Source organism: Pseudoalteromonas sp. TB64, from assembly GCF_000498095.1.
In the GTDB taxonomy this organism is placed as follows: Bacteria; Pseudomonadota; Gammaproteobacteria; order Enterobacterales; family Alteromonadaceae; genus Pseudoalteromonas.
Map to the genome: position 1 here is coordinate 1 of NZ_AUTQ01000046.1, position 20,698 is coordinate 20,698.

The 20,698-nt window shown below is 35.3% G+C and carries 17 protein-coding genes; 9 read left to right on the top strand and 8 right to left on the bottom strand.

The annotated features are described in order from the left end of the window. Nucleotides 1-908: FAD-dependent oxidoreductase (locus L647_RS0101300; RefSeq protein ID WP_024609592.1), on the top strand; the 908-nt coding region annotated here is incomplete at its 5' end. Between the two features lie 145 nt (nt 909-1,053). Here the strand turns inward: L647_RS0101300 and L647_RS0101310 are convergent. The 4 genes from L647_RS0101310 to L647_RS0101325 form a co-directional block, all read right to left on the bottom strand. Beyond that, nucleotides 1,054-1,296, bottom strand: a complete 243-nt coding sequence (locus L647_RS0101310; RefSeq protein ID WP_024609593.1) for a hypothetical protein — start codon at nt 1,294-1,296, stop codon at nt 1,054-1,056. A 39-nt stretch (nt 1,297-1,335) separates the two neighbouring features. Continuing rightward, entirely contained in the window at nt 1,336-3,363 is a 2,028-nt protein-coding gene (locus tag L647_RS0101315) for an ATP-binding protein (protein ID WP_024609594.1), read from the bottom strand. 202 nt (nt 3,364-3,565) lie between these two features. Beyond that, complete coding sequence (locus L647_RS0101320) at nt 3,566-3,787, bottom strand: hypothetical protein (RefSeq protein WP_024609595.1); 222 nt, start codon at nt 3,785-3,787, stop codon at nt 3,566-3,568. Between the two features lie 9 nt (nt 3,788-3,796). Next, the gene (locus L647_RS0101325; RefSeq protein WP_024609596.1) at nt 3,797-4,567 is read right to left on the bottom strand and encodes an undecaprenyl-diphosphate phosphatase; all 771 of its coding nucleotides are present in this window, start codon (nt 4,565-4,567) and stop codon (nt 3,797-3,799) included. A gap of 216 nt (nt 4,568-4,783) precedes the next feature. Here L647_RS0101325 and L647_RS0101330 point away from each other — a divergent pair, with 216 nt between their 5' ends. Genes L647_RS0101330 through L647_RS0101340 form a run of 3 tightly spaced genes read left to right on the top strand, consistent with a single transcriptional unit; the run spans nt 4,784 to nt 6,905 of the window. Beyond that, entirely contained in the window at nt 4,784-5,071 is a 288-nt protein-coding gene (locus tag L647_RS0101330) for a hypothetical protein (RefSeq protein WP_024609597.1), read from the top strand. Then, nucleotides 5,068-6,663, top strand: a complete 1,596-nt coding sequence (locus L647_RS0101335) for a PepSY-associated TM helix domain-containing protein (protein WP_024609598.1) — start codon at nt 5,068-5,070, stop codon at nt 6,661-6,663. The genes L647_RS0101330 and L647_RS0101335 overlap by 4 nt, the downstream gene beginning before the upstream one ends. Next, nucleotides 6,660-6,905, top strand: coding sequence for a hypothetical protein (locus tag L647_RS0101340; protein ID WP_024609599.1), 246 nt, complete (start codon nt 6,660-6,662; stop codon nt 6,903-6,905). Before L647_RS0101335 ends, L647_RS0101340 begins: the two co-directional genes overlap by 4 nt. Nucleotides 6,906-6,925: 20 nt before the next feature. Here L647_RS0101340 and L647_RS0101345 read toward each other — a convergent pair whose 3' ends face one another. Then, nucleotides 6,926-7,759, bottom strand: a complete 834-nt coding sequence (locus tag L647_RS0101345) for a patatin family protein (RefSeq protein WP_024609600.1) — start codon at nt 7,757-7,759, stop codon at nt 6,926-6,928. 321 nt (nt 7,760-8,080) lie between these two features. On the opposite strand from L647_RS0101345, the gene L647_RS0101350 reads away from it, so the two are divergent. Continuing rightward, on the top strand, nt 8,081-9,013 hold the full coding sequence (locus L647_RS0101350) for an SMP-30/gluconolactonase/LRE family protein (protein ID WP_024609601.1): 933 nt from the start codon (nt 8,081-8,083) through the stop codon (nt 9,011-9,013). 46 nt (nt 9,014-9,059) lie between these two features. On the opposite strand, the gene L647_RS0101355 is transcribed toward L647_RS0101350, so the two are convergent. Beyond that, on the bottom strand, nt 9,060-10,523 hold the full coding sequence (locus L647_RS0101355; protein ID WP_024609602.1) for a diguanylate cyclase: 1,464 nt from the start codon (nt 10,521-10,523) through the stop codon (nt 9,060-9,062). 225 nt (nt 10,524-10,748) lie between these two features. On the opposite strand from L647_RS0101355, the gene L647_RS0101360 reads away from it, so the two are divergent. Further along, a complete protein-coding gene (locus L647_RS0101360; protein ID WP_024609603.1) occupies nt 10,749-11,645 on the top strand; it encodes a cation diffusion facilitator family transporter in 897 nt (298 codons plus the stop codon). Nucleotides 11,646-11,709: 64 nt separating this feature from the next. Here L647_RS0101360 and L647_RS0101365 read toward each other — a convergent pair whose 3' ends face one another. After that, nucleotides 11,710-16,221 (bottom strand): EAL domain-containing protein, encoded by a 4,512-nt coding sequence (locus L647_RS0101365; RefSeq protein ID WP_024609604.1) that lies wholly within the window; start codon nt 16,219-16,221, stop codon nt 11,710-11,712. A 347-nt stretch (nt 16,222-16,568) separates the two neighbouring features. On the opposite strand from L647_RS0101365, the gene L647_RS0101370 reads away from it, so the two are divergent. From L647_RS0101370 to L647_RS0101380, 3 genes are all read left to right on the top strand, one after another. Further along, the gene (locus tag L647_RS0101370) at nt 16,569-17,123 is read left to right on the top strand and encodes a hydrolase (protein WP_024609605.1); all 555 of its coding nucleotides are present in this window, start codon (nt 16,569-16,571) and stop codon (nt 17,121-17,123) included. 139 nt (nt 17,124-17,262) lie between these two features. After that, nucleotides 17,263-18,729, top strand: coding sequence for a methyl-accepting chemotaxis protein (locus L647_RS0101375; RefSeq protein ID WP_024609606.1), 1,467 nt, complete (start codon nt 17,263-17,265; stop codon nt 18,727-18,729). After that, complete coding sequence (locus tag L647_RS0101380) at nt 18,713-19,234, top strand: DUF6436 domain-containing protein (protein WP_024609607.1); 522 nt, start codon at nt 18,713-18,715, stop codon at nt 19,232-19,234. Before L647_RS0101375 ends, L647_RS0101380 begins: the two co-directional genes overlap by 17 nt. Before the next feature lie 653 nt (nt 19,235-19,887). Here L647_RS0101380 and L647_RS0101385 read toward each other — a convergent pair. Continuing rightward, on the bottom strand, nt 19,888-20,698 hold an 811-nt coding region (locus tag L647_RS0101385), incomplete at its 5' end, for an NADH oxidase (protein ID WP_024609608.1).

Below are 20,698 nucleotides of genomic sequence, written 5' to 3' on the forward strand. Positions count from 1 at the left end.
CGGCCGCTATTTATTCAGCACGAAAAGGTTTAAATACCGGTATTGTTGCCGACCGATTTGGCGGACAAGTTGCTGACACACTTGCCATAGAAAATTTTATATCAATTAAAGCAACAGAAGGTCCAAAATTAGTTGCTCAGCTTGAAGAACACGTTAAAGAATACGATGTAGATGTAATGCATAATCAGCGCGCAGCAGGGCTTACTAGCGGTAGTAATGGTTACGAAATTACGCTTGAAAATGGCGCAGTGTTAACTGCTAAATCGTTAGTACTTGCAACCGGTGCGCGTTGGCGCGAAATGAATGTACCTGGCGAGCAAGATTACCGAGGTCATGGAGTAGCATATTGCCCACATTGTGATGGCCCTTTATTTAAAGGTAAACCTGTTGCAGTCATTGGTGGCGGTAACTCAGGTATAGAAGCTGCTATAGATTTAGCAAACATTGTTGAGCATGTAACCGTGCTTGAGTTTGCCGATACACTTCGCGCTGATGAAGTCCTTGTTCGCAAAGCAAATAGCTTAAAAAATATTACTATTATTAAAAGTGCTCAAACAACAGAAGTGCTTGGTGATGGTAAAAAAGTAACCGGTTTAAGCTATACAGACCGTGTTTCAGGTGAGAGTAAACAACTCACCCTTGCAGGTATATTTGTACAAATAGGCTTAATTCCAAATACTGAGTGGTTAAAAAACAGCGACCTTGAACTTAGCAAATTTGGCGAAATATTAATTGATGCTAAAGGTGCTACTTCGTTACCTGGTGTGTACGGGGCGGGGGATGCAACCAACACTCCATTTAAGCAAATTATTATTGCAATGGGCAGTGGTGCTACAGCAAGTTTAGGCGCATTTGATTATTTAATTCGTCACAGCGATGAAACAGAACAAGATCAGAACGCGGCTTAACATTATTTAATAAAAAATTTAATAGAAATCTCTCTTGATATAACAGCGTTCACCCATCGCTGTTTGTTCACCCAAGCCGCCCTTCTCCAAAGGCGGCTTTTTTATGTCTGTTTTAAATAAGTACGAATATTTAAGAGTGTTTAAACTAATCATACCCGCCACCAGAATCACTACCACCGTAATCATTATCGTTATGTGATGCGCTACTATCTGTATGATTTGACGAACCACGATTTGATTTAGCAGTCGTTGTACTAAAGCTCGTTAATAGTAAAAAACCAGATACAGCAATAATTATAATCAATGATTGCCACTCTTGAGTTGAGAAACCTTTAAATAGCGCTATTGCTAATACAGTAAGTAAAACAATTCTAAATATACTTTTCATTGTTATTCTCTATGTAGTTCTTTAGTTCTTAAATTTAAGTTAATTAGTTTCAATTTTTAACAGTTTTACGGCGGATGCAATTGCCATTTCTAATGAGTGCATTTTAAAGGGTTTAGATATAAACATATCCATACCAGCTTGCTTACATGCAAGCTTGTCTTGCGATGAGGTATTTGCTGTTAATGCAACTATGTAAGTAGCCTCTACTGTGCATATATTTTGTGAGCGCAGTTGTTTGGTTGCCTCAAAGCCATCCAATATTGGCATAATACAATCCATAAAAATAAGATCGTAATGCTTTTGTTTGCATTTAAATATGGCGTCTTGTCCATCTATAGCAAAGTCTGGCTTTATATTGAGTTTACTTAACGATGCATCAAGAACTAATCTATTTATATCGTTGTCATCCACCACTAAAACAGAAAGCTTACAGGCATTAAAATTTATTTTTGATAACGGATTTAATTCAACTGTTGTCTCATTTCCAAGCTCGATAGGGATACGCAACGAGAAAGTAGTGCCTTGATTAACAATACTATTTACTTTTATTTTGCCACCCATGTACTCAACAAGCTCTTTAACTATTGCAAGCCCAAGCCCTGTGCCACCTTTACTGTTTTTAGCATCGACTTCCTGAGTAAAAGGAGAAAATAAAGATTTAAGAAAGCTACTCGTCATTCCTTTACCTGTATCGCTTATATCAATGTTTAGCGTTTGTTTATTTTTTGCCTTAGTTATAGATGTATGCAGCTTTACCAAACCACGCTCGGTAAATTTTAACGCATTACTTAATAGATTGGAGGTAATTTGGCTGAGCCGAGCGTTGTCACAGTAAACCCAACAATTATCATTAATTTCATTGTTAATTATCAACTCTACATTGCCGTTTTTAAATAAAGGTGTGTATAACGAGCCGAGATCAGTAAAAATTGTTTTTAGCAAAAAGTTGGTTGGCTCTAGCGTTAACTCGCCATGGTTTATTTTTGAAAAATCCAACACTTCATTAATTATACTAAGGAGTATATCGGCGCTACGCAGGGCTATTTTTATTTTTTCGGATCTTTTTTCTTCGCTATGTTCATCTATAAGTGTGGTTAGCATTCCGGTAATGCCATTTAGAGGTGTTCTTAGCTCATGACTTATTTTAGCAAGCAGCATACTTCGATCCTCTAGCAAGCGTTCTGCTTCAATTTTTTTATTTTGCAGTTCTTCTCTTAGTATTACTGACTCGGTTACATCTTGAAATGTGCCAAATAGGCGCACGCATTTATCCTCGTTAAACTCTGCCTCACCAAACGCAGACACCCATAAGGTATCTTTATTTGCTGTTACAAGCTCAAGCTCTAAATGCCATTTCTCACCATTTTTTATAGCTGACTCGACAGCCGCGGCAATGCTTTTTCTGGATTTCCCTTCTTTGTAAAACTCGATGGTAGAGTCAAAGTCTGGCGTAAAAGAGTCATCTACTTGATGAATACGTTTAGTTTGCTTACTCCATGATACCTTTCGCTTAATTAAATCAACTTCCCAGGTGCCTATGTTAGCTACCTTTTCTAATTTAATAAGTGTTTTACTGTTTTCTATTAATTGAGTTTTAGTAATTGCTCGAGCAAACTCTGAACCTAACCATTGTGCAAATAGTTCAATGTAATCGTAGGCTTCATCGGTAAATACGGGGGATTTATTAGCTGAAGAAAAGTTAACGGTACCAAATATATCGGACCCAATTTTTATAGGTGCACCAATATATGATTCAAGCTGAAAATTAATATAACAAGGATGGTTTGCAATCGTGCTTTGCGAGGCGTTATGAAATGCAAGCGCTGAATTTGCCTCAAGTGTGTGTACACAATAGGTTCCATCTAAATCAAACGTTGTACCTGTAGGTAATGAGTTATCAGGGGTAATTACGTAGAGTACGGTGTACAAATTATTTTCAACTTTACTAATAATAGCTAAATCAAGGTTAAAAACCTCAAGCCCAAACGCCAAAAGGTTTTGAGTTTTGTTCTCAAAGTTTAGGTTTTGGTTAGATACAATATCGTGAAAGCGTCTTAGAAAATTCAATTGAAAACATCCTGTTATTTTTGGAATTTATTTAATAATTTATAGATTTTATAAAATGCTATATGGCTAAAATAACCTTGGTTTTAGTTGGTTCTAATCCGAATTGCTTATCAGTTATAATAGTTATTAGATTTTAGTTAATCAAATTGACAATAAATTAAATACACTGTGAATAAGGCTTTATTCACAGTGTATTTTTAACTTAGTACGTTGAGTTTGGTGTGTACTCTGGGTTTATGTCGCCACCCACTTCGTCGGGATCTACATCGTTTATAAGTAGGGTTTCGCGAACGGCTTCTATGTGATCAAGTACGATTTGGTAACGCTCTCCGTATTCGTATTTAGTTACTTCAATAGCTTGAGGCATGTAAGTAAATGCAATTTTAAGGGCGTGGAGTGCTTCTTCGTTTATTTTTTCGCTCATAATATTCTCTTATGTGTAGGCTATGGTTAATAAAATAACACCAAATATGATTCGATAAAATCCAAAACTTACAAAAGTGAAATTTTCTAAAAAGCGTATAAATAATTTGATTGTAAAATATGCAACTATAAATGCAGTGGCAAACCCAACGGCAAGAGCGGTTAGATCATCAAAAGTAAATAATTGATAATGTTTTAGTAAATCGTAACCAGAGGCTGCAGCAAGTACAGGTAAGCCAAGTAAAAACGAAAACTCTGCACTGGCTTTACGATTTAAACCACACAGCATAGCACCAACAATAGAGCTTCCTGCGCGACTAGTACCTGGAATAAGCGCACATACTTGTGCTACGCCAATCCAAAGAGCTTGTTTGTAAGTAACTTGCGTTACATCAGTTGTGGTGCAGTTAGGCTCTTTATAACTTTTCTCTAGTAGTAAAAAAATTACTCCACCGACAATAAACATTATGCCTACTACGGGCACACTAAAGAGTGTTTTTATTACATCGCTAAATATAAAGCCAATAATGCCTAAGGGAATAAATGCAATGGCGACTTTAAACCACAAGTTTAAATATTTAGGGCTGAATTTGTCTTTGTAATTGGCAAGTACTGCCAATATAGCTGCTAGTTGAATAATAACTTCGAATGCAAGATTTGCGTCGGTTGACTCTATCCCCAACCATTTTGATACGACAATTAAATGCCCAGTTGAAGAAATGGGTAAAAACTCAGTTATACCTTCGATAATACCTAAAATAATTGCGTTAATAATGTCCACGCTCAATATGTTCCTAAATAAAAATGTACGCAGGGTGCGTACTTAAAGCCAAAAGTGTCGCGTAGGATAAAAGTTTATAGGCAATATCAAAAGCGCTTTTACAACTAAAATTTATTTAATGAATTGCATTAATACACAAACAAACAATATAATAACAATAGTTATCATTTGTATGTACGGTTTTGTGTATGTACTCGCTAGTTTTATGGATAAATAATGAATAATAAAAAAACGTTTAACGCAACGCGTAGACGGCACTTTTTGGCATGTGTGCTTGCACTTATTACTGCCGTTATAATAATTCCTGGAATGACTACTTACTTACCATTTGGAATGAATGAGCAAATTTTATTGCCGATTTTATTGTTTCCAATAATTTGGACTGCGTTATTTATTTATGCTTATTTAGCGCAAAAGGTGTGGCAACCTTTTGTCGTTATGCTTTTTTTGTGTGCTTCACACGGATTAATGAGTTTTTGGGCGTTAACGCAGGGGCAAGGATGAAATCGATTACTTTAAAAAAGCTATTTTTATTACATAGCTGGGTTGGCATAGTTACTGCCGTATTATTATTTATTATCGCATTTAGCGGTGCATTGGCTGTGTTGTCGCGACCTGAATTAAAAATTTGGGCAAACCCTGAATTACAAACAAGCCAATACGTACCAAGTACTCAAGTTAGCCGACTCGTGAACGAATACTATAAACAAGTACCAAGCGAATTTGGCGAGAATATTCATGTGTATATGCCAAGTGGGCATAATTTTTACTTATTAACACTGGTGTATGAATCTCATCATGGCGATGAAAATTATAGCGAGGAGGTTGCAAAGGTATTTCAGTTTCATCCAGACACTTTAGCGTTAGTAGATACATATTACGGGCCGAGCAAAGCATTTTATGCTGGTAAAAAAACCGATGCACCTACTTATATTGGTGAATTTCATGCTGATTTACACTTAGGACGACCAATAGGTTTAATACTTACTGGATTTTTAGGTTTAACGTTACTCGTTAGTGCAGTGACTGGCTTGTTTATTCATCGTAAATTGATAAAAGAATTATTCACTTTTAGGCGTGGTAAAGGGCTTGATATAGCAATAAGTGATGCTCATAAAGTAATTGGTATTTGGGGAAGCGTATTTAATGTCGTTATTGGTTTTACAGGTGCATTTTTAGGACTAGCAACCATTATTTTATTACCAGCGGCTGCATTTGTAAGCTTTGGTGGGGATCAAGATAAGTTAATAGAGACTTTTACTGCAATTCCTGAAACTGTGGTTAGTCACGTTAAGCAACCTACAAAAATAAACACTATTTTAGAAAATGCCCACAGTCGTTACCCCGATGCAATAGTTAGAGATGTAACCATAATGGCGCATAATGATGCAAACGCGCAGGTATATATACGTTTGTTAGGTGGTGAGGCTGTCGCATCTCAGTTATTGCATTATCAAGGAAATGGTGAATTTGTACAGTCGATGAGTAGTTTTGGTGATATTTCAGGTATATCGATAAAAGTAATAGAGCTGATGTTTCCGCTGCACTTTGGTAATTTTTCGGGTGTTTTTGTTAAATTACTATGGGTATTACTCGGATTTAGTACGGCACTATTGCCTATATCGGGAATGATGATGTGGCTAGCGAAACGTACTCGTGGCAGTAACCCCAATTTAACATTGAGTGCTTATGCTCGTTGGAACCGTTTTATAATTGGTAGTTGTGGTGGCTTAGTGTTGGCAAGCTTTGTATTATTTCCAGTGCAAGTAATACTAAATTACAGTGTAAGTGGTGCTGCACAAAATGCTTATTTTGGACCGATATTCTTTTATAGTTGGTTAGGGTGGTTACTTATTGGATTACTTCCTATGCATTATAAAAACTACTTTAAACTAACACTTTTACTTTGTGGCTTGGTGCTTAGTGCTGTATTACCGTTAAATATTTTATTTGGTCACAGTAATATTATTAATTTTAATAGTGGGCTAGTCGCAGTTGTCGATGCCAGCTTTATGCTGGTGGGTATAGTATGTATTTGGTGTGCTTTAAAAATAAAAACGTCAACAAAACCATATTTAGAGGCGCAAGTTCCATGAATGAATTATTGATACTGACAGCTATGGTGAGTTTATTATTAATGATGCTGAACCTGCGTAAAAATACAATAACACGACCAATTAAAGCATTGTTTTGCACTATATTATTTATAATATCAGTAATGTGCTTTACAGGTGTTTATGGTTTTATTGGTGGCGTAATTTGTACAATCGCAGGTGCAATGGTTGCAGGGCTACTAACTGCAATAATTGCCGGTAAAGCCCCTCAGTTATTAGATTAGATTCATTTTATAATAGGGTGTTAGCCTAAATATGTTTTAGCGGCTTCAATACCCATATTATAACCACTATTAAGTATTTCAAATTTTTTAGTGGTGCGTCCAACTTTAAAGTTACTAGGTGGTGCAATAATATTAATTTTGCAGTCATTAGGCGGATTCATAATGAAGTCGATGCTTTTATTATAAAAATCAGCTCTGCCTAATGTTGTTTGTATTAGCCCTGGGTAGTCTTTATATATTTTTTTAGTAAGCCAAGGTGCTTTACTTGGCTTTTTACGATACCCCAAACACTGAGATAAAATAACGGTTATTTCGCGTGCACCCATTTCATACGCTTTTATTACAGGGATTGAGTCGGCTACACCGCCGTCGGTCATTGCTATATCGTTAATTATTGGATTGTCTCTGTATGCAATTGGAATTGCGCATGAAGCTTTTAATTGATGGACCATATCGTTACTGGTGGCTTTTAAGTATTGTGCATCACCTGATTTTATAGCAGTCGCTACAATGTAAAACTCATGTGGGATTTGCTCAAATACTTCGGTATGCAGACGCACTTCGCGGATTGTTTCTTGCCATAGCCAGTCTAAATCAAATAAGTGACCCCCTTTAATAAAGCGTGCTAAATTAATAAACTCAGGACGACAAGAATAATCGGTAATTACCTTGTAGTTACGCATAGGTTGTTTGCATAAAAATGCTGCGATATTGGTTGCACCAGCCGATACGCCAAAGTAGCGCTCGAATGGTTGATAGTTTTGCTTTAAAAACTGATCAAGTACACCTGCAGCAAATATACCGCGCATAGCACCACCTTCAACTACAAGCGTATTTTTTGTGTTATTAATCATAATCATAACTTCTTTTTATTCATTATTTATGGTACCAATTAACCGCCAAAAGAGCGAGAGAAGGTATGTGCGCATAAATATAAAGTAAGTTCAGGGCTAAAATTATTTATTAAATTACAGTAACTGTTTTTATAAAATTAATGCCGTAATAAAGAGTAATTTAGCCAAGTAAGCATGAGGGGGGAACTCGATAGGTTTTTATATATATACTTAAAAACACTGCATATATCAGTATTTATACAGCTTATAGCGTCGCACAGCTTAATGTTTTCTGATAAGGTTTAGATCTTCAAGTTTTTGTTAATAAACAGAATAATAATTATGCTAGATTTTAAAGTAACAGTATTTAATAGCACGCAAAATCGATTGGGAGAGAGCCCTCTTTGGCATCCCCTGCTTAATACGTTATTTTGGGTAGATATTGATAAAAAAACTCTGTTTAGCAAAAAAGTAAATAACACTTCAAAAAAAACTTTAAACACAATATCCACCGATATTAAAAATATTGAGTCGCAAACTCTCCCTATTATTAATCAAGTAACGATGCCGGATACAGTGACTGCTATTGCTTGGTTAAATGCCGACTATTTAGTACTTGGCACAAATACGGGTATTTATCGTTACCATATAATTAGTAATACGCGAGAGCTAATAATAGCTATAGAGAACGATCAGCCAAATACTCGTTCAAATGACGGACGTGCCGATCCTTGGGGAGGTTTTTGGTTAAGCACCATGCACGTAAATGCTGAAAAAGGGCAGGGTAAAATTTATCGTTACTATAAACAGCTAATTGAATGCGTAGTAACAGAGTTAACAATTCCGAATGGGTTATGTTTTGATAAACCTCGCTTGCGTGCCTACTACTGTGATTCGCTAACAAGTTGTATTTATATGTTGAGCCTTGATGCGCAAACTGGAGCGCCAAACAGTGCTGCACATGAGTTTTATCGCTTTGACAATACAGATATTGACCCTGATGGTTGCGTTGTCGATAGTGAAGGTAATTTATGGTTAGCAGTATGGGGAATGGGTTGTGTTATATGTTTGTCGCCAGAAGCGAACATAATAGAAACTCTGGATATTGCAGCAATAAAACCAACATGTACGGCATTTGGCGGTGAAAATGCACAATTGCTATTTGTTACCTCGGCTTACGATAGCGTCGACAATTTAACCTGTGATGTACAGGGCACGGTATTGCAAATTTCAGGTATAAAAAGCGGGCAGTTTGAGCCGCCAGTTGTACTTTAATCTAAATATTGCCACTCAATAGTAAGTTGTAAACAGTAAAGCCGATTTATGAATTTTTATTTTGGTTACTTATTACAAATTCAGATACTTTATTTCGACCCGTTTCTTTAGCTATATATAACGCTTTGTCGGCATTATGAATAATGCTCTCTGGGGTCGTTGTCTTATCAGGTATTAAAGTATAAAACCCTATACTAAGTGTTACGTGTTTAGCTACGTTTGAATAGTTATGGTTTATTGCTAACATGGCAATTTCTTTTTGAATAAGCGCAGTAAACACTTTGCAATTTGTACTATTGGTTGCAGGCAATATAATAGCAAATTCTTCACCGCCATAACGCGCGGCTAAATCGCCTTGTCGCTTACATAAATTGTGCAGTGAACTTGCAACTCGTTTTAAAGTTTCATCGCCTCGCTGATGCCCGTAATTGTCGTTATAAAGCTTGAAAAAATCGATATCGCATATAATCAAACAAATTGATTGTTTGTAGCGTGCGCAACGTTTAATTTCATTTTTGAGCGTTTCATCAAACCGGCGACGATTAGCAATATTTGTTAATCCATCAGTGTTTGCCAACTCGTTAAGCTTTTGATTGGCATTAATTAGTTGCCGTTGAGTCTGCTCAAGCTCTTCTTTGTAGTTAATGTTTTTAAATGCATTTGCGATCATTTCGCCAACGAGCTTTAACCGAATTAGGTCAACATCACTCCAATCTCGTTGTTTTTTAACGCAATCGCAGCCAATAAAGCCGACTATTTCTTTGTCATACCTTAATCCAATACAAAGCACTGATTTGATTTTTTGTAATTCAAACTCATCTTTTTCAGCTTTAGCTTGTTGCGGTAATTCGCTTGTATCACTGGCTTTAAAAATATGTGTAACGTTCATAACATCAAAAAAATAGGGGAGTTCGCTATCTGGCACATTTTGTAATCGATCAATAAAAGGCGTTACCCCTTCGTTGACCCATTCATGTGTATTAGACATGCTTTTTCGATCGTTACTAAATTTAAATAAATAGCTGCGATCTGCATGGCAAACATTGCCAATAGCTTTTAAGGCATAATCAATCTGATCGTTTATATTATCGTTTTGTATATCTATTAATTCGGTTGAAATTTTAGAAATAATATTATCAAAGTGATTCTGTTCATCAATATGCGTATGAATATGCTCAAAAGTAATTAACGAAAGAGTGTTACTGAGATTAGCTAGTTTAGCGTTTAGTCGTAATTTGTCTTTTTTGATATTTAAGATTATGTGGTTATCTGTATGCGGATTTATGTAACGATCGAAAAGCGCATCAATAGAAAATCGCTTTTTACTTTGAGGGCTCATAAACGTTATATTAACTTGAGCACGGTTACATAATTTTTCTTCATCTATATGAAAGAGCTTTTGAGCCGATTTATTAGCATAATAAGAATTAGTACTATTATCATGTAGTAAAATTGCAAGAGGGAAGACAGATAAAGTATCTCGCATCTTATTTATTGAATATACCTCCACTCATCTCTCCATATTTATATATCTAGTTATTATGTAAAGTATTTTTACACTATGATTTTTATACCTGTTTAATTACTTTTAGTACAGTATTATCCATTTAACGAATTTTTTAGTGCGTTTATTTAGTCTACGTATTATAATTGATACTGTATATCATTACTCTTTTCTCAATAAGCCTTTCTAAAGGCTTATTTGCATTTTTAGTATAGGTAATTCAAGCATTTCATGACAGAAATCACTACACACCAGGCTTCTCGCCGTCGGCTATTAATTGCTTTGGCGATCACGTGTTCGTTCATGTTTATTCAAGTCATTGGCGCATATTATTCAAATTCACTCGCGGTACTAGCCGATGCAGGGCATTTGTTTGTTCATAATAGTTCGCTTTTTATAGCTTTAATAGCTTCAAGCTTAGCGATCCACTTTGCTAAAACCTACAACGATGGGCATCAACGGGCAGAGCTGATTGGTGGACTCATCAATGGCTTTTTATATTTAGCAATTAGCTTAGTCATTTTATACGAAGGTGGCGAGCGCTTTATCCATCATCATGAGGGACATGAACTCGCTATAAATAGCTTTTTAATGTCGACTATTGCTGGTATTGGCTTTTTGTTTCATGGTGCAGCCGCTTGGGTTTTATACAAAGGACGTAAAGCGAGCATTAATATTTATGCAGTATTTTTACATTCGTTTTTTGATTTAATTTCAACGGTTTCGACCTTTGTTGCTGGCATACTTATTTACTTTACTGGTTGGGATATCATTGATATTTTATCGAGTATGCTAATCGCATCTTTTGTATTGTTTACAGGCGTTAAAGTTATTATTAGCTGTATAAAAGGGTTGCGATTAAATAAAGCAAAACTTCCTAAAGTAACTGACCTAGAATACGAAATAACCCATATAGAGCATGTTCATAATGTGCACAATGTCACTGTTACGCGTAAGTACAAAGATATTGTTGTAGGTGCTCACGTTGTGCTTAAACAACACTGTACGATTGAAAAACATGATGAAGCATGTCGCTTAAAAGTAGAGCAACTGTTATCTGAAAAATTTAATGTTAAAAACAGTGTATTACAAATAGAAAGCCACGAAGAACATCAGCATATTCACTAACCATCTAAGTTCAATAATTATAGCTCCTAGGCTTTTTAATAAGCGTATGAGCTATTTTTAATACTTAGATTAAGTCGATAATCTTTATAAAACAATCACTCGCGCGTAAATCTTTAGCGCTCATGGGTTTAGCAAAATAATAGCCTTGCTGTATATGACAACCCATACTCGTTAAAAATGTCATTTGTTTACGTGTTTCGACTCCTTCGGCAATACAAGACAACTCTAAATTTTCAGCTAATGAATATATTGTTTTAATAATCGATTCGTCGCCTTTTTCAATCCCGATACTGCTTACAAAGCTTTGGTCAATTTTAATTACATTAATAGGAAACTGGCTCAAGTACGTAAGCGATGAGTAACCTGTTCCAAAGTCGTCAAGTAGTAGCTTAAATCCTATTTTTTTCAGTTTCTGTAACTGTTTTTCTGCTTTAACTTTATCTTCTAGTAAGGTGTTTTCTGTTATCTCGAGACGAAGTTGTATTGGGCTTATTTGCTGATCACTAATAATAGACAGCAGACGCTCTGCTATATTTCCTTTTAAAATATGCTTTGGTGATAAATTTAAAGAAATATAAAACAAAGGGTTGTTACTTAAAATTGGAGCCAATTCAATCAGCGCACGTTTTAATGCTTGCTCAGTAAGTGACTCTATTAGCCCTGTTTCTTCGGCAATAGGAATAAAATTAGCAGGAGAGACAAGCTGCCCTTTATTTTTCCAACGCATAAGTAACTCAACGCCATTAATTGTTCTTGCTTGTACGTCGATAATTGGTTGGTAATTATTAAAAATAAGATTGTCTTTAGCTGCGTCTTTTAAATCGTTTTCAAGAAGTAACTTTTGTTTTATTTTTTCATTCATTTTTTCGCTGAAAAACTTAAACCCATTTCTACCATTTTGTTTTGCATGCATCATTGCTACGTCAGCGTTTCTTATTAGAGTATCGGTTGAATTAGCATCAAAAGGGTACAGTGCTACACCAATACTTGCCGATATATTGATAGAAAAGTCCTCTATAACAACTTTATTAGCAAATTCATTACTTATACCTTTAACCATTTGGTTTAAAGAGTGTATTGACTCTATATTTTGAATAAGTACTAAAAACTCATCACCGCTTTGTCTCCCCAAAGTGGCGTTGCTATTAAGGGTTTTATTTACACGCTGAGTTATGTTGAATAGTAGTTTGTCGCCAATGGCATGCCCAAATGAATCATTAACGGGTTTAAACTTGTCTAAATCTATGAATAAAACAGCACACTGAGTATTATTGTTTTGAGCTTCCTTAATCGCGTTTTCAATTTTTTGATACATTAAACTACGGTTAGGCAAGTGTGTTAAAGGATCGTAATTTGCTAAATAACGAAGTTCATCTTCGGCGCGTTTTTGCTCGGTTAAGTCAGATATAACAACCACATAGTAACTTACTTGATTGTTTTCTTTAGCAACCGCAGTAACACTTAAGTGAATAGGATGATTTTTATTTTTTGTTGTATTTATATATGTATCTGTTCGCCAATTTTGTTTTGGTTTTAACGATTTAAGTTTAGCAGTAAACTCTTTACACTTTACTTTACCCATTGCATTAATAAACAGTTTAGGGCTAAGTTTGGTTGTATCTTTTGAGTTTGAAAATGTATCAATAAAACTATTATTAGCTGAAAAAGGCATTAATCGATCGTCTAAAATAAGTAGCCAATCGTTTATTTGACTAAATGCCTCACCTAAAATACTTGCCTGTTGCTCGTTTGCACGTTGATCGGTAATGTTTGTATATATACCAGACACATACATAGGCTCTGCTGACGATGTTTTATATATAACCTGCCCTGTATCTTGGTACCATAACCAATGTCCCGCTTTGTGGCGTAAACGATAAGTGGCTTGCCAATGTTGCTGCGACTTATTTTGCGTTGTATAAGTAACCCACTGGCTTTCGAATCGTCTGCGATCATCTGGGTGTATTATCTTTAAAAAGTCCGTTAACGGTATTCTATCTGGTAAATCAGAATAGCCTAACTCACTACCTCGTTGCGTGTTTACTGAGCCATCTTTAAAGCTATAGTCCCATATACCACTTCTATTATTACTTAGTGCTAACTTAGTTTGCTTTTGTGAGTTTGCCGTTGCCCTATGGGCTTTTCCAATCTCAATTTGTCGACTTCTATATTGCCAAAAAATGAGCAGTAAAATAGCAATGATACACAATGTATAAAAAATATAGGCTATTGGTGATTGCCAAGTTGCATAAGCAACATGAAATTGCAGTGCATTAGATTTGTTATAAGTAGTGCCATTTAAATTGTGTGACGACACGTTAAGTTTGTAATCGCCAGGAGGGAGTTTAGTAAAGAAGATTTTATTTGATTTTAAATTTTCATAATTTAATGAGGTTGGTCCAATTAAAGAAACATCGTAACGTGTTTTATCTATGTTCTGAAAGTCAAAGTTAGAAAAACTGATTTCTAAACCAATATCATCATGTTTAATTTCCAAAGGTATTAATGAGTATTGAGAAGGGTGATAACTAACTTTTCGTGATAGGAGAGTTACATCCGTTATTTTAGTTTGCAGTGGTTCACTATCAGTAGGTTGCTCTATAAAATCAGCAGCATTAAATGAAAGCGCGCCATAACCGCTGCCAAATACGAGGTTGTTGTTATTTAACTTTCTAGCAGCAACAACATTAAATTGACTCACCGAGAGCCCATCTTTAATAGTGTAAGCCGTAAGTGCTTGTGTATCTACATTGAGGCGGTAAAGCCCATTTTTACTACTAATCCATAAAAAAGAATATTCATCGAGTAATAAGGAGTAAATAGACTCTGTTTTTAAGCCATCTCGCATGCTCAAATGGTATTTTCTTTTATAATTATTAGCATCTACACCAACCAAGCCTTCTTTCGTTGTTGCAAGCCATAAAATATTGTTTTTATCTATAATCCAATCGTCAACAGTATGATAATTTTTTCCTTGTACGTTTTGTGCTGTATATATTGTTGTTAGGGTTTGTGTTGACTCTTTATATCTATATAAATGAGTTGAAGTGCCTATTAGTAATTCGTCTGGATGAGTGCTTAGCGGTTTATGAAAGGTATACGCGGTTAAAGGGTTTACTTGATCTTTAAGCCCTTCGATAACAGTTGTTTTTTCTGTTTTTGCATTAAAAATAAAAAAGTTATCATCGGTAAAGTAAGCAAAAATATCATCGCCTATTTGTGCAAGTCCATAATAATTACGAGGCATCCCTTGTTTTTCATCTTGATGCTTTTTAGGGATTATTTTTCCTGTTGTTTTATCAAATAATACCAAGTCATACATGCGCACTAGCCACAAAAATTTTGACTCAGAAGTTAAGTGAGCAGGAATAATATTAAATATAGCAAAATGACCATACTCTGCTTTTTTATCGTCTGATTTAAGGTAGGTTTTAGATTTTTTTGAATTATTTAATATATGGGTAATACCATCATCAGTTCCAAACCAAATTGAGTTATCGTTATCTTGGTAAATAGTATTAATAACGTTGTTACCGTCCAACATTATTTTATTAAATCGCCTAGTTTGAATTGCCCATGTAAACACGCCTTGAGTACGCGATGCCAGCCAAAACATGCCCGTTTTATCTACCATTAAACTGTTTATGTTATCTTCGGTGATATTAAATTTACTGCTACTAAAATTTAAAATAAGCTCGGTGCTGCCAGTATCCCGATAATATTGAAAAAGCCCTTGTTCTGTTGCTATAAATTCGCCATAGGGTGTGTTTTTATAATCTGAAATATTATAGCTAGAGATAAGTGTAGATACGTTAGATGTGTCTAAAAGGCGATAATTATCAAACCCTATAGCGTACATACCTTCAACTGTACCTACTAACAAACCAAATTGAGAATCTATTGTTAAAAACTTTATATTATTACTGTCGGCGGTATCGAGAGTAGTTTGATGAAGCTCAATCTTTTCAAAATTCGTTCTATTTAATTGTTTAACGTACAAGCCACCATTTGTACCTATATACAAACTATCTTTGTATATATTTAAAGCGCGAATAAAGTTGGTTTCCTCTGGCATGCTTATTTCTAGAGTTAACGTATTATCGCTTGGGTTGAATATGTAAACTTGATTACGTATTGCAAAATAAAATATGTCTTCTTTTTGTGCCATTGCTGAAATTGAAGAATATATGCTTGACTCTGTAGGAGGTTTTCCAGAATAAATTTTAGTGGTAGCTAGAGTGGTTGGGTTAATTAAATAAGCTCCCGAGAGCTCTGTTGAAACAATTATGTGCCCATCATTAGTCTCAAATAAAGTAGCAACACTGTATTCATCTAAGCCTAAACCACCATCAAAGCTCCTTACATGGTAGCCATCAAATCTATTTAAACCTTGTGCGGTAGCTATCCATACATAGCCTAAATCATCTTGTAATGACTTGGTTACATAGCTATGAGATAAACCTTCCTCGGTTGAAATTCGTTGCAATTGCTGAGCATTATTTTGGGCTGCAGAAGCATTCCCTGCACAAATAATTGCAAAAGTAATAATAGAGAAAAATAACTTGCTAAAGCTCACTAACAGACGCACCTTATTAGAATTGCTGTACCTGAATAAATACTGAATATAGCATAACTTTTTATATTAAATATACTTACTTAATATAGAGTTGCAACAGTAGACTGATTTTTAAGTTGTATGTTTATTTTTAGCTAAAATTAAGTCAGTACCTCATAGTTATAACGCACTTAACAATAATAGCTGTACACAGAGATAATGCATGTATTGAGTTGGTTATGTACTTTACGTTTCTTATGGATGAAAAGTTAAAGCTTCGTTCAATTTAATCTTTAATTCTAGGTGCGCATTATATTAATTTTAGGTTAGTCTGTATAAATAATGACTTAAAGTACAAGTGAAGCTATATGAATATTGTACGTAATGTAGATGCTACAAAAAGTGTATTATTGATTATTGATTTACAGGAAAAATTAGCCCCTGCAATCGGTGGCTTTTCTGATATTTTAACCAACACACTAAAATTATCGCAGGCGAGTGTTATTCATAATGTACCTGTTTTAATTTCTGAGCAATATAAAAAAGGCTTAGGTGGTACGCTCCAACAAATAAGAGATGGTTTACCGCAGGCTAGTTACTTTGATAAAACACATTTTAGCGCATGTGCTGAGCCTGGATTTTTAGAGTTATTAAAGCGTTATGAACGTCCTCAAATTGTAGTTGTTGGAACGGAGGCACATGTTTGTGTGCTACAAACATGTTTGGATTTATTACAAAGTGGTTTTGATGTTTTTGTCGTTGCTGATGGTATTGGATCACGTAACAAAAACCATGAGCAGATTGCTATCGAACAATTAAGACAAGCTGGTGCTGTAATTTCATGTGCGGAAACGGTTATTTTTCAGTGGACTAAAAAAGCAGCAACGCCTACATTTAAGAAAGTACTCACTATTATTAAGTAAGTTACTTATATGTTGGCAATAAGATAAAGGTTTATAAAATGTACCATTTATTATTTTAACTTATGAACTATTTTTCATTTTTTACGTATCATGCTCGTCAGCTTGTTAAAAAGTAATATAAACAAAATTTAAGGTTTTTATGTCTAGTGTCAGCCGGTTATTTACAATTATATTTAGTCTTTTATTTGTCGAGTCTATTGCTATAGGCTTGTATTTTGACACGTTATTACAAGCTTTTATGATAGGTTTACCACTATCATTATTACCGATATGGCTCTTAAACACGCAACAAAATAGCTCTATAACTCCTCATGTAGTTGCTGCTGCGATAATGATGTTCTCTTTTTTACATATACAACAAACCTTTGGATTAATTGAAGTACATTTTGAAATATTCATTTTAATGCCAATGTTAATCGTATTTGTGCAGTGGCGTGTATTTATTACTGCGATTTTGTTTGTGGCAGTACATCATTTATCATTTTATTACTTGCAGACACAAAACACCGGCTTTTATGTGTTTGACCCAGATAGACTTGCTTTTACAACTGTGCTTATTCACGCTGGTTATGCAATAGTGGAAGTGGTTGTTGTAGCTTACATAGCAATAACGTTAAAACAAGAACGCAGCGCAGGGCTTTCACTTGGTTTTGCTACAGAACAAATAATGCAAGACCCTGAACATATAAAGCTCTCGTTACGCGCAGATGATACACAAAGCGAAGCAGTAAATGGTTTTAATACACTACTTGATTATTTAAGTAATGTAATTAAGCAAGTGCAAACCCAATCAGCGTCTTTGCAAACAAACTCACAAGAATTAATTCAGGTACATGACCAATTAGCAGATGGTGCTCAACAGCGCACGCAGCAAACAGACGAAATTGCTAATTCAGGCGCTCAAGTTGCTAATGGTTTCAAACTTGTAGAAAAAGAAAGTGAAGTTTTAAAGCATCAAGTTGATAATATTACCCAAGCAGCAAGCGGTGTTTTAAAAGATGTATTACAAACCGACAGTAAAAGTAGAGAATTACTAACACTTTTAAATCATACTGAAGAGCAAATTAACCACTTAGTTGCAGCTGGAGATGTTATTTCGGGGTTACTTAATGAAATATCAGGTATTGCAGAGCAAACAAACCTCCTTGCGCTTAATGCAGCAATAGAAGCCGCTAGGGCGGGGGAGCATGGTAGAGGCTTTGCAGTTGTTGCATCTGAAGTACGATCGCTTGCTAATAATAGTAAAGCGACCACAGATAAAATTGGGCTTACGCTAAAAGATCTAGTTAATAACAGTAAAACGTCAACACAGTCTATGAGTCAATGTGTCGATTTTGTTGTTGATTTAACAGCAATAAGTACTGCAATGAAAGAAAATATATCTGCGATGAGTGAGCAAATTAAAGCCGTGTCAGTGAGTACTGATTCAGTTGCTCAAGTTGTTGCAGAGCAAGCTATTAATACCGCACAAATAGCACAAGGGACGGACTTTATGCGACAAAATCAGCACGAAGATACAAAAGTAGTGCAGCAACTTACCGCTAAAGTGCAACTAATTGATGTGAGTATTGATGTGTTAGAGCAAAGTATTGCTAAGTTCAAATAGCCCTCATTTTTTAAAGCTGATCATTTTTCTGTGGTTGGCTTTTGTTGTATCTGGGCTTGTGTACTTTCAGGCTGGGCAGTTAAAAGCTTTTGATGGTAACCAAATGCTATTACAAAAGAGCTGGTTCGCTGATTTTAAAAAGCAATTAGCATGGGATGATGGCAATGCTGCCTCACTTGTATTGGTTATGGAACCAAGTTGCGGTTGTGCAAAGCAAGCAAAAAACCACATATCATCACTAAAAAAGTTTGCTAAAAATAATGGGATTAACATTGTACAGTTACCTTTTTCGCAAAATTTAAAACACGTTATACCAGCTACACCGGCTGCGGTAATTATCGATAAAAATGGGAAGTTTGTTTATGCAGGCCCTTTATCTGAAGGTTTAGCGTGCTCACAAGGCAGTGGTTTTGTTGAAACAGTAATTACAAACTTAGCCGCAGGTTTTAATTCGGAATTATTAATTGCTGATACAAAAGGGTGTTATTGCGTAAGTGATGTATAAAAAACAAGAAGAACTACTGAGCATTTAAGGTTAAATTTGTTCAAATTAGGGCGGCTTAGTTGCCGATAATACTTGCTACAACATCACAAAGTTACCATACACATGGGTGATATTGTGTTGATAAACTTACTCATTAGTTTAATACAGTTGTATTTTTAGCAGGCTACTCCCCTAAGAGACGGGCATCATTTCACAAATTGTGTACTCGGTAAATATTCAATATGGCATTTGGTTTTACAACGTTGGGGTTGTTTTGAGCGTGTGTGATTAGGGTCTTTTGACCTTTTAGGTTTGGAATTTATTTTAAACAATAATCATTGTTTTAACACCAAACGAGGGTTGATATGGTGAGCTTTTTGTTAGCTGTTAGTATTTAACACTAATCTGCATAAGTATTTTAATAATTGAACGAATTAAATCCCTTCAGATCGCTGTAAAATTTTCATTTAGAACAGCTCGATATAAGATTTCCCCTTACTATAGTGCAATTTTCCTATCTTAAAATAGACCCTACATCTAAGCAGATTGGCATAATAATAGAGCTTGAAATTCTGTTTTTTATTATGAACAAGTAAAAAAGCAGACACTATGATTAGTATCTGCTTTGAATATTTAAAACCGGTTAGCTAATAAATAACAATCTAGATGTTTAATTAAGCCTGAGGCTTAATTAAGTATTTTTCACCTGTAGCCTGCTTAGAATAAGCTTCTATCGACTGTAATTGTAATACCTCTGCTAACGACACTTCGTGTGTGTATTTGCTTGCAAACGTTGTGGTAATTTCATTTGCTATACGTTTACGCATAGCCATCACAGTGTCCGTTCCTAATTTACCTAATGCATTGAATAATAAGAACCCATTTACGGCCCAAGCAAAACCAAAGTTACGATTTAGTGTAATAGGACCGCGGTCTAATGCACCATAAATATATACTTGTTTAAAAGTATCAGAACCATAAATTGTATGCTCTTTCATATCACGCGCTGCTGCAACTTCCATACAGTTAAGAATGTCACTAGTTAATTGACCACCGCCAATAGGGTCAAACGCAATAGTTGCACCTGTTTCGATAATTGATTGCGTTAAATCAGCAAGGAAAGTTTCACTACTTGAGTTAACAATATACTTTGCACCCATATCACGTAATAGAGTTTCTTGTTCTGTTTTACGAACAATGTTAATCAAATCAACGCCATCGGCAATACAAATACGGTTTAGCATTTGGCCAAGATTAGATGCAGCCGCTGCATGAATAATCGCTTTATGACCTTCAGCGCGCATAGTTTCAACCATTGCTAAAGCCGTAAGCGGATTAACAAAAGACGATGCGCCTTCTTTAGCCGTAGTACCTTCTTTTAGCTCTAAGCAACTTTGTACATTGGCACATATAAATTGACGATAAGTTCCGCCACCAATCACTGCAACAGTTTTACCCATTAAGGCTTGTGCTGATGGCGACGAG

Excerpts from the sequence above, each read along its gene's own strand:
- L647_RS0101310 (WP_024609593.1), bottom strand. The coding sequence starts at position 1,296 with ATGAAAAGTATATTTAGAATTGTTTTACTTACTGTATTAGCAATAGCG.
- L647_RS0101320 (WP_024609595.1), bottom strand. The coding sequence starts at position 3,787 with ATGAGCGAAAAAATAAACGAAGAAGCACTCCACGCCCTTAAAATTGCA.
- L647_RS0101330 (WP_024609597.1), top strand. The coding sequence starts at position 4,784 with ATGAATAATAAAAAAACGTTTAACGCAACGCGTAGACGGCACTTTTTG.
- L647_RS0101335 (WP_024609598.1), top strand. The coding sequence starts at position 5,068 with ATGAAATCGATTACTTTAAAAAAGCTATTTTTATTACATAGCTGGGTT.
- L647_RS0101340 (WP_024609599.1), top strand. The coding sequence starts at position 6,660 with ATGAATGAATTATTGATACTGACAGCTATGGTGAGTTTATTATTAATG.
- L647_RS0101345 (WP_024609600.1), bottom strand. The coding sequence starts at position 7,759 with ATGATTAATAACACAAAAAATACGCTTGTAGTTGAAGGTGGTGCTATG.
- L647_RS0101350 (WP_024609601.1), top strand. The coding sequence starts at position 8,081 with ATGCTAGATTTTAAAGTAACAGTATTTAATAGCACGCAAAATCGATTG.
- L647_RS0101360 (WP_024609603.1), top strand. The coding sequence starts at position 10,749 with ATGACAGAAATCACTACACACCAGGCTTCTCGCCGTCGGCTATTAATT.
- L647_RS0101370 (WP_024609605.1), top strand. The coding sequence starts at position 16,569 with ATGAATATTGTACGTAATGTAGATGCTACAAAAAGTGTATTATTGATT.
- L647_RS0101375 (WP_024609606.1), top strand. The coding sequence starts at position 17,263 with ATGTCTAGTGTCAGCCGGTTATTTACAATTATATTTAGTCTTTTATTT.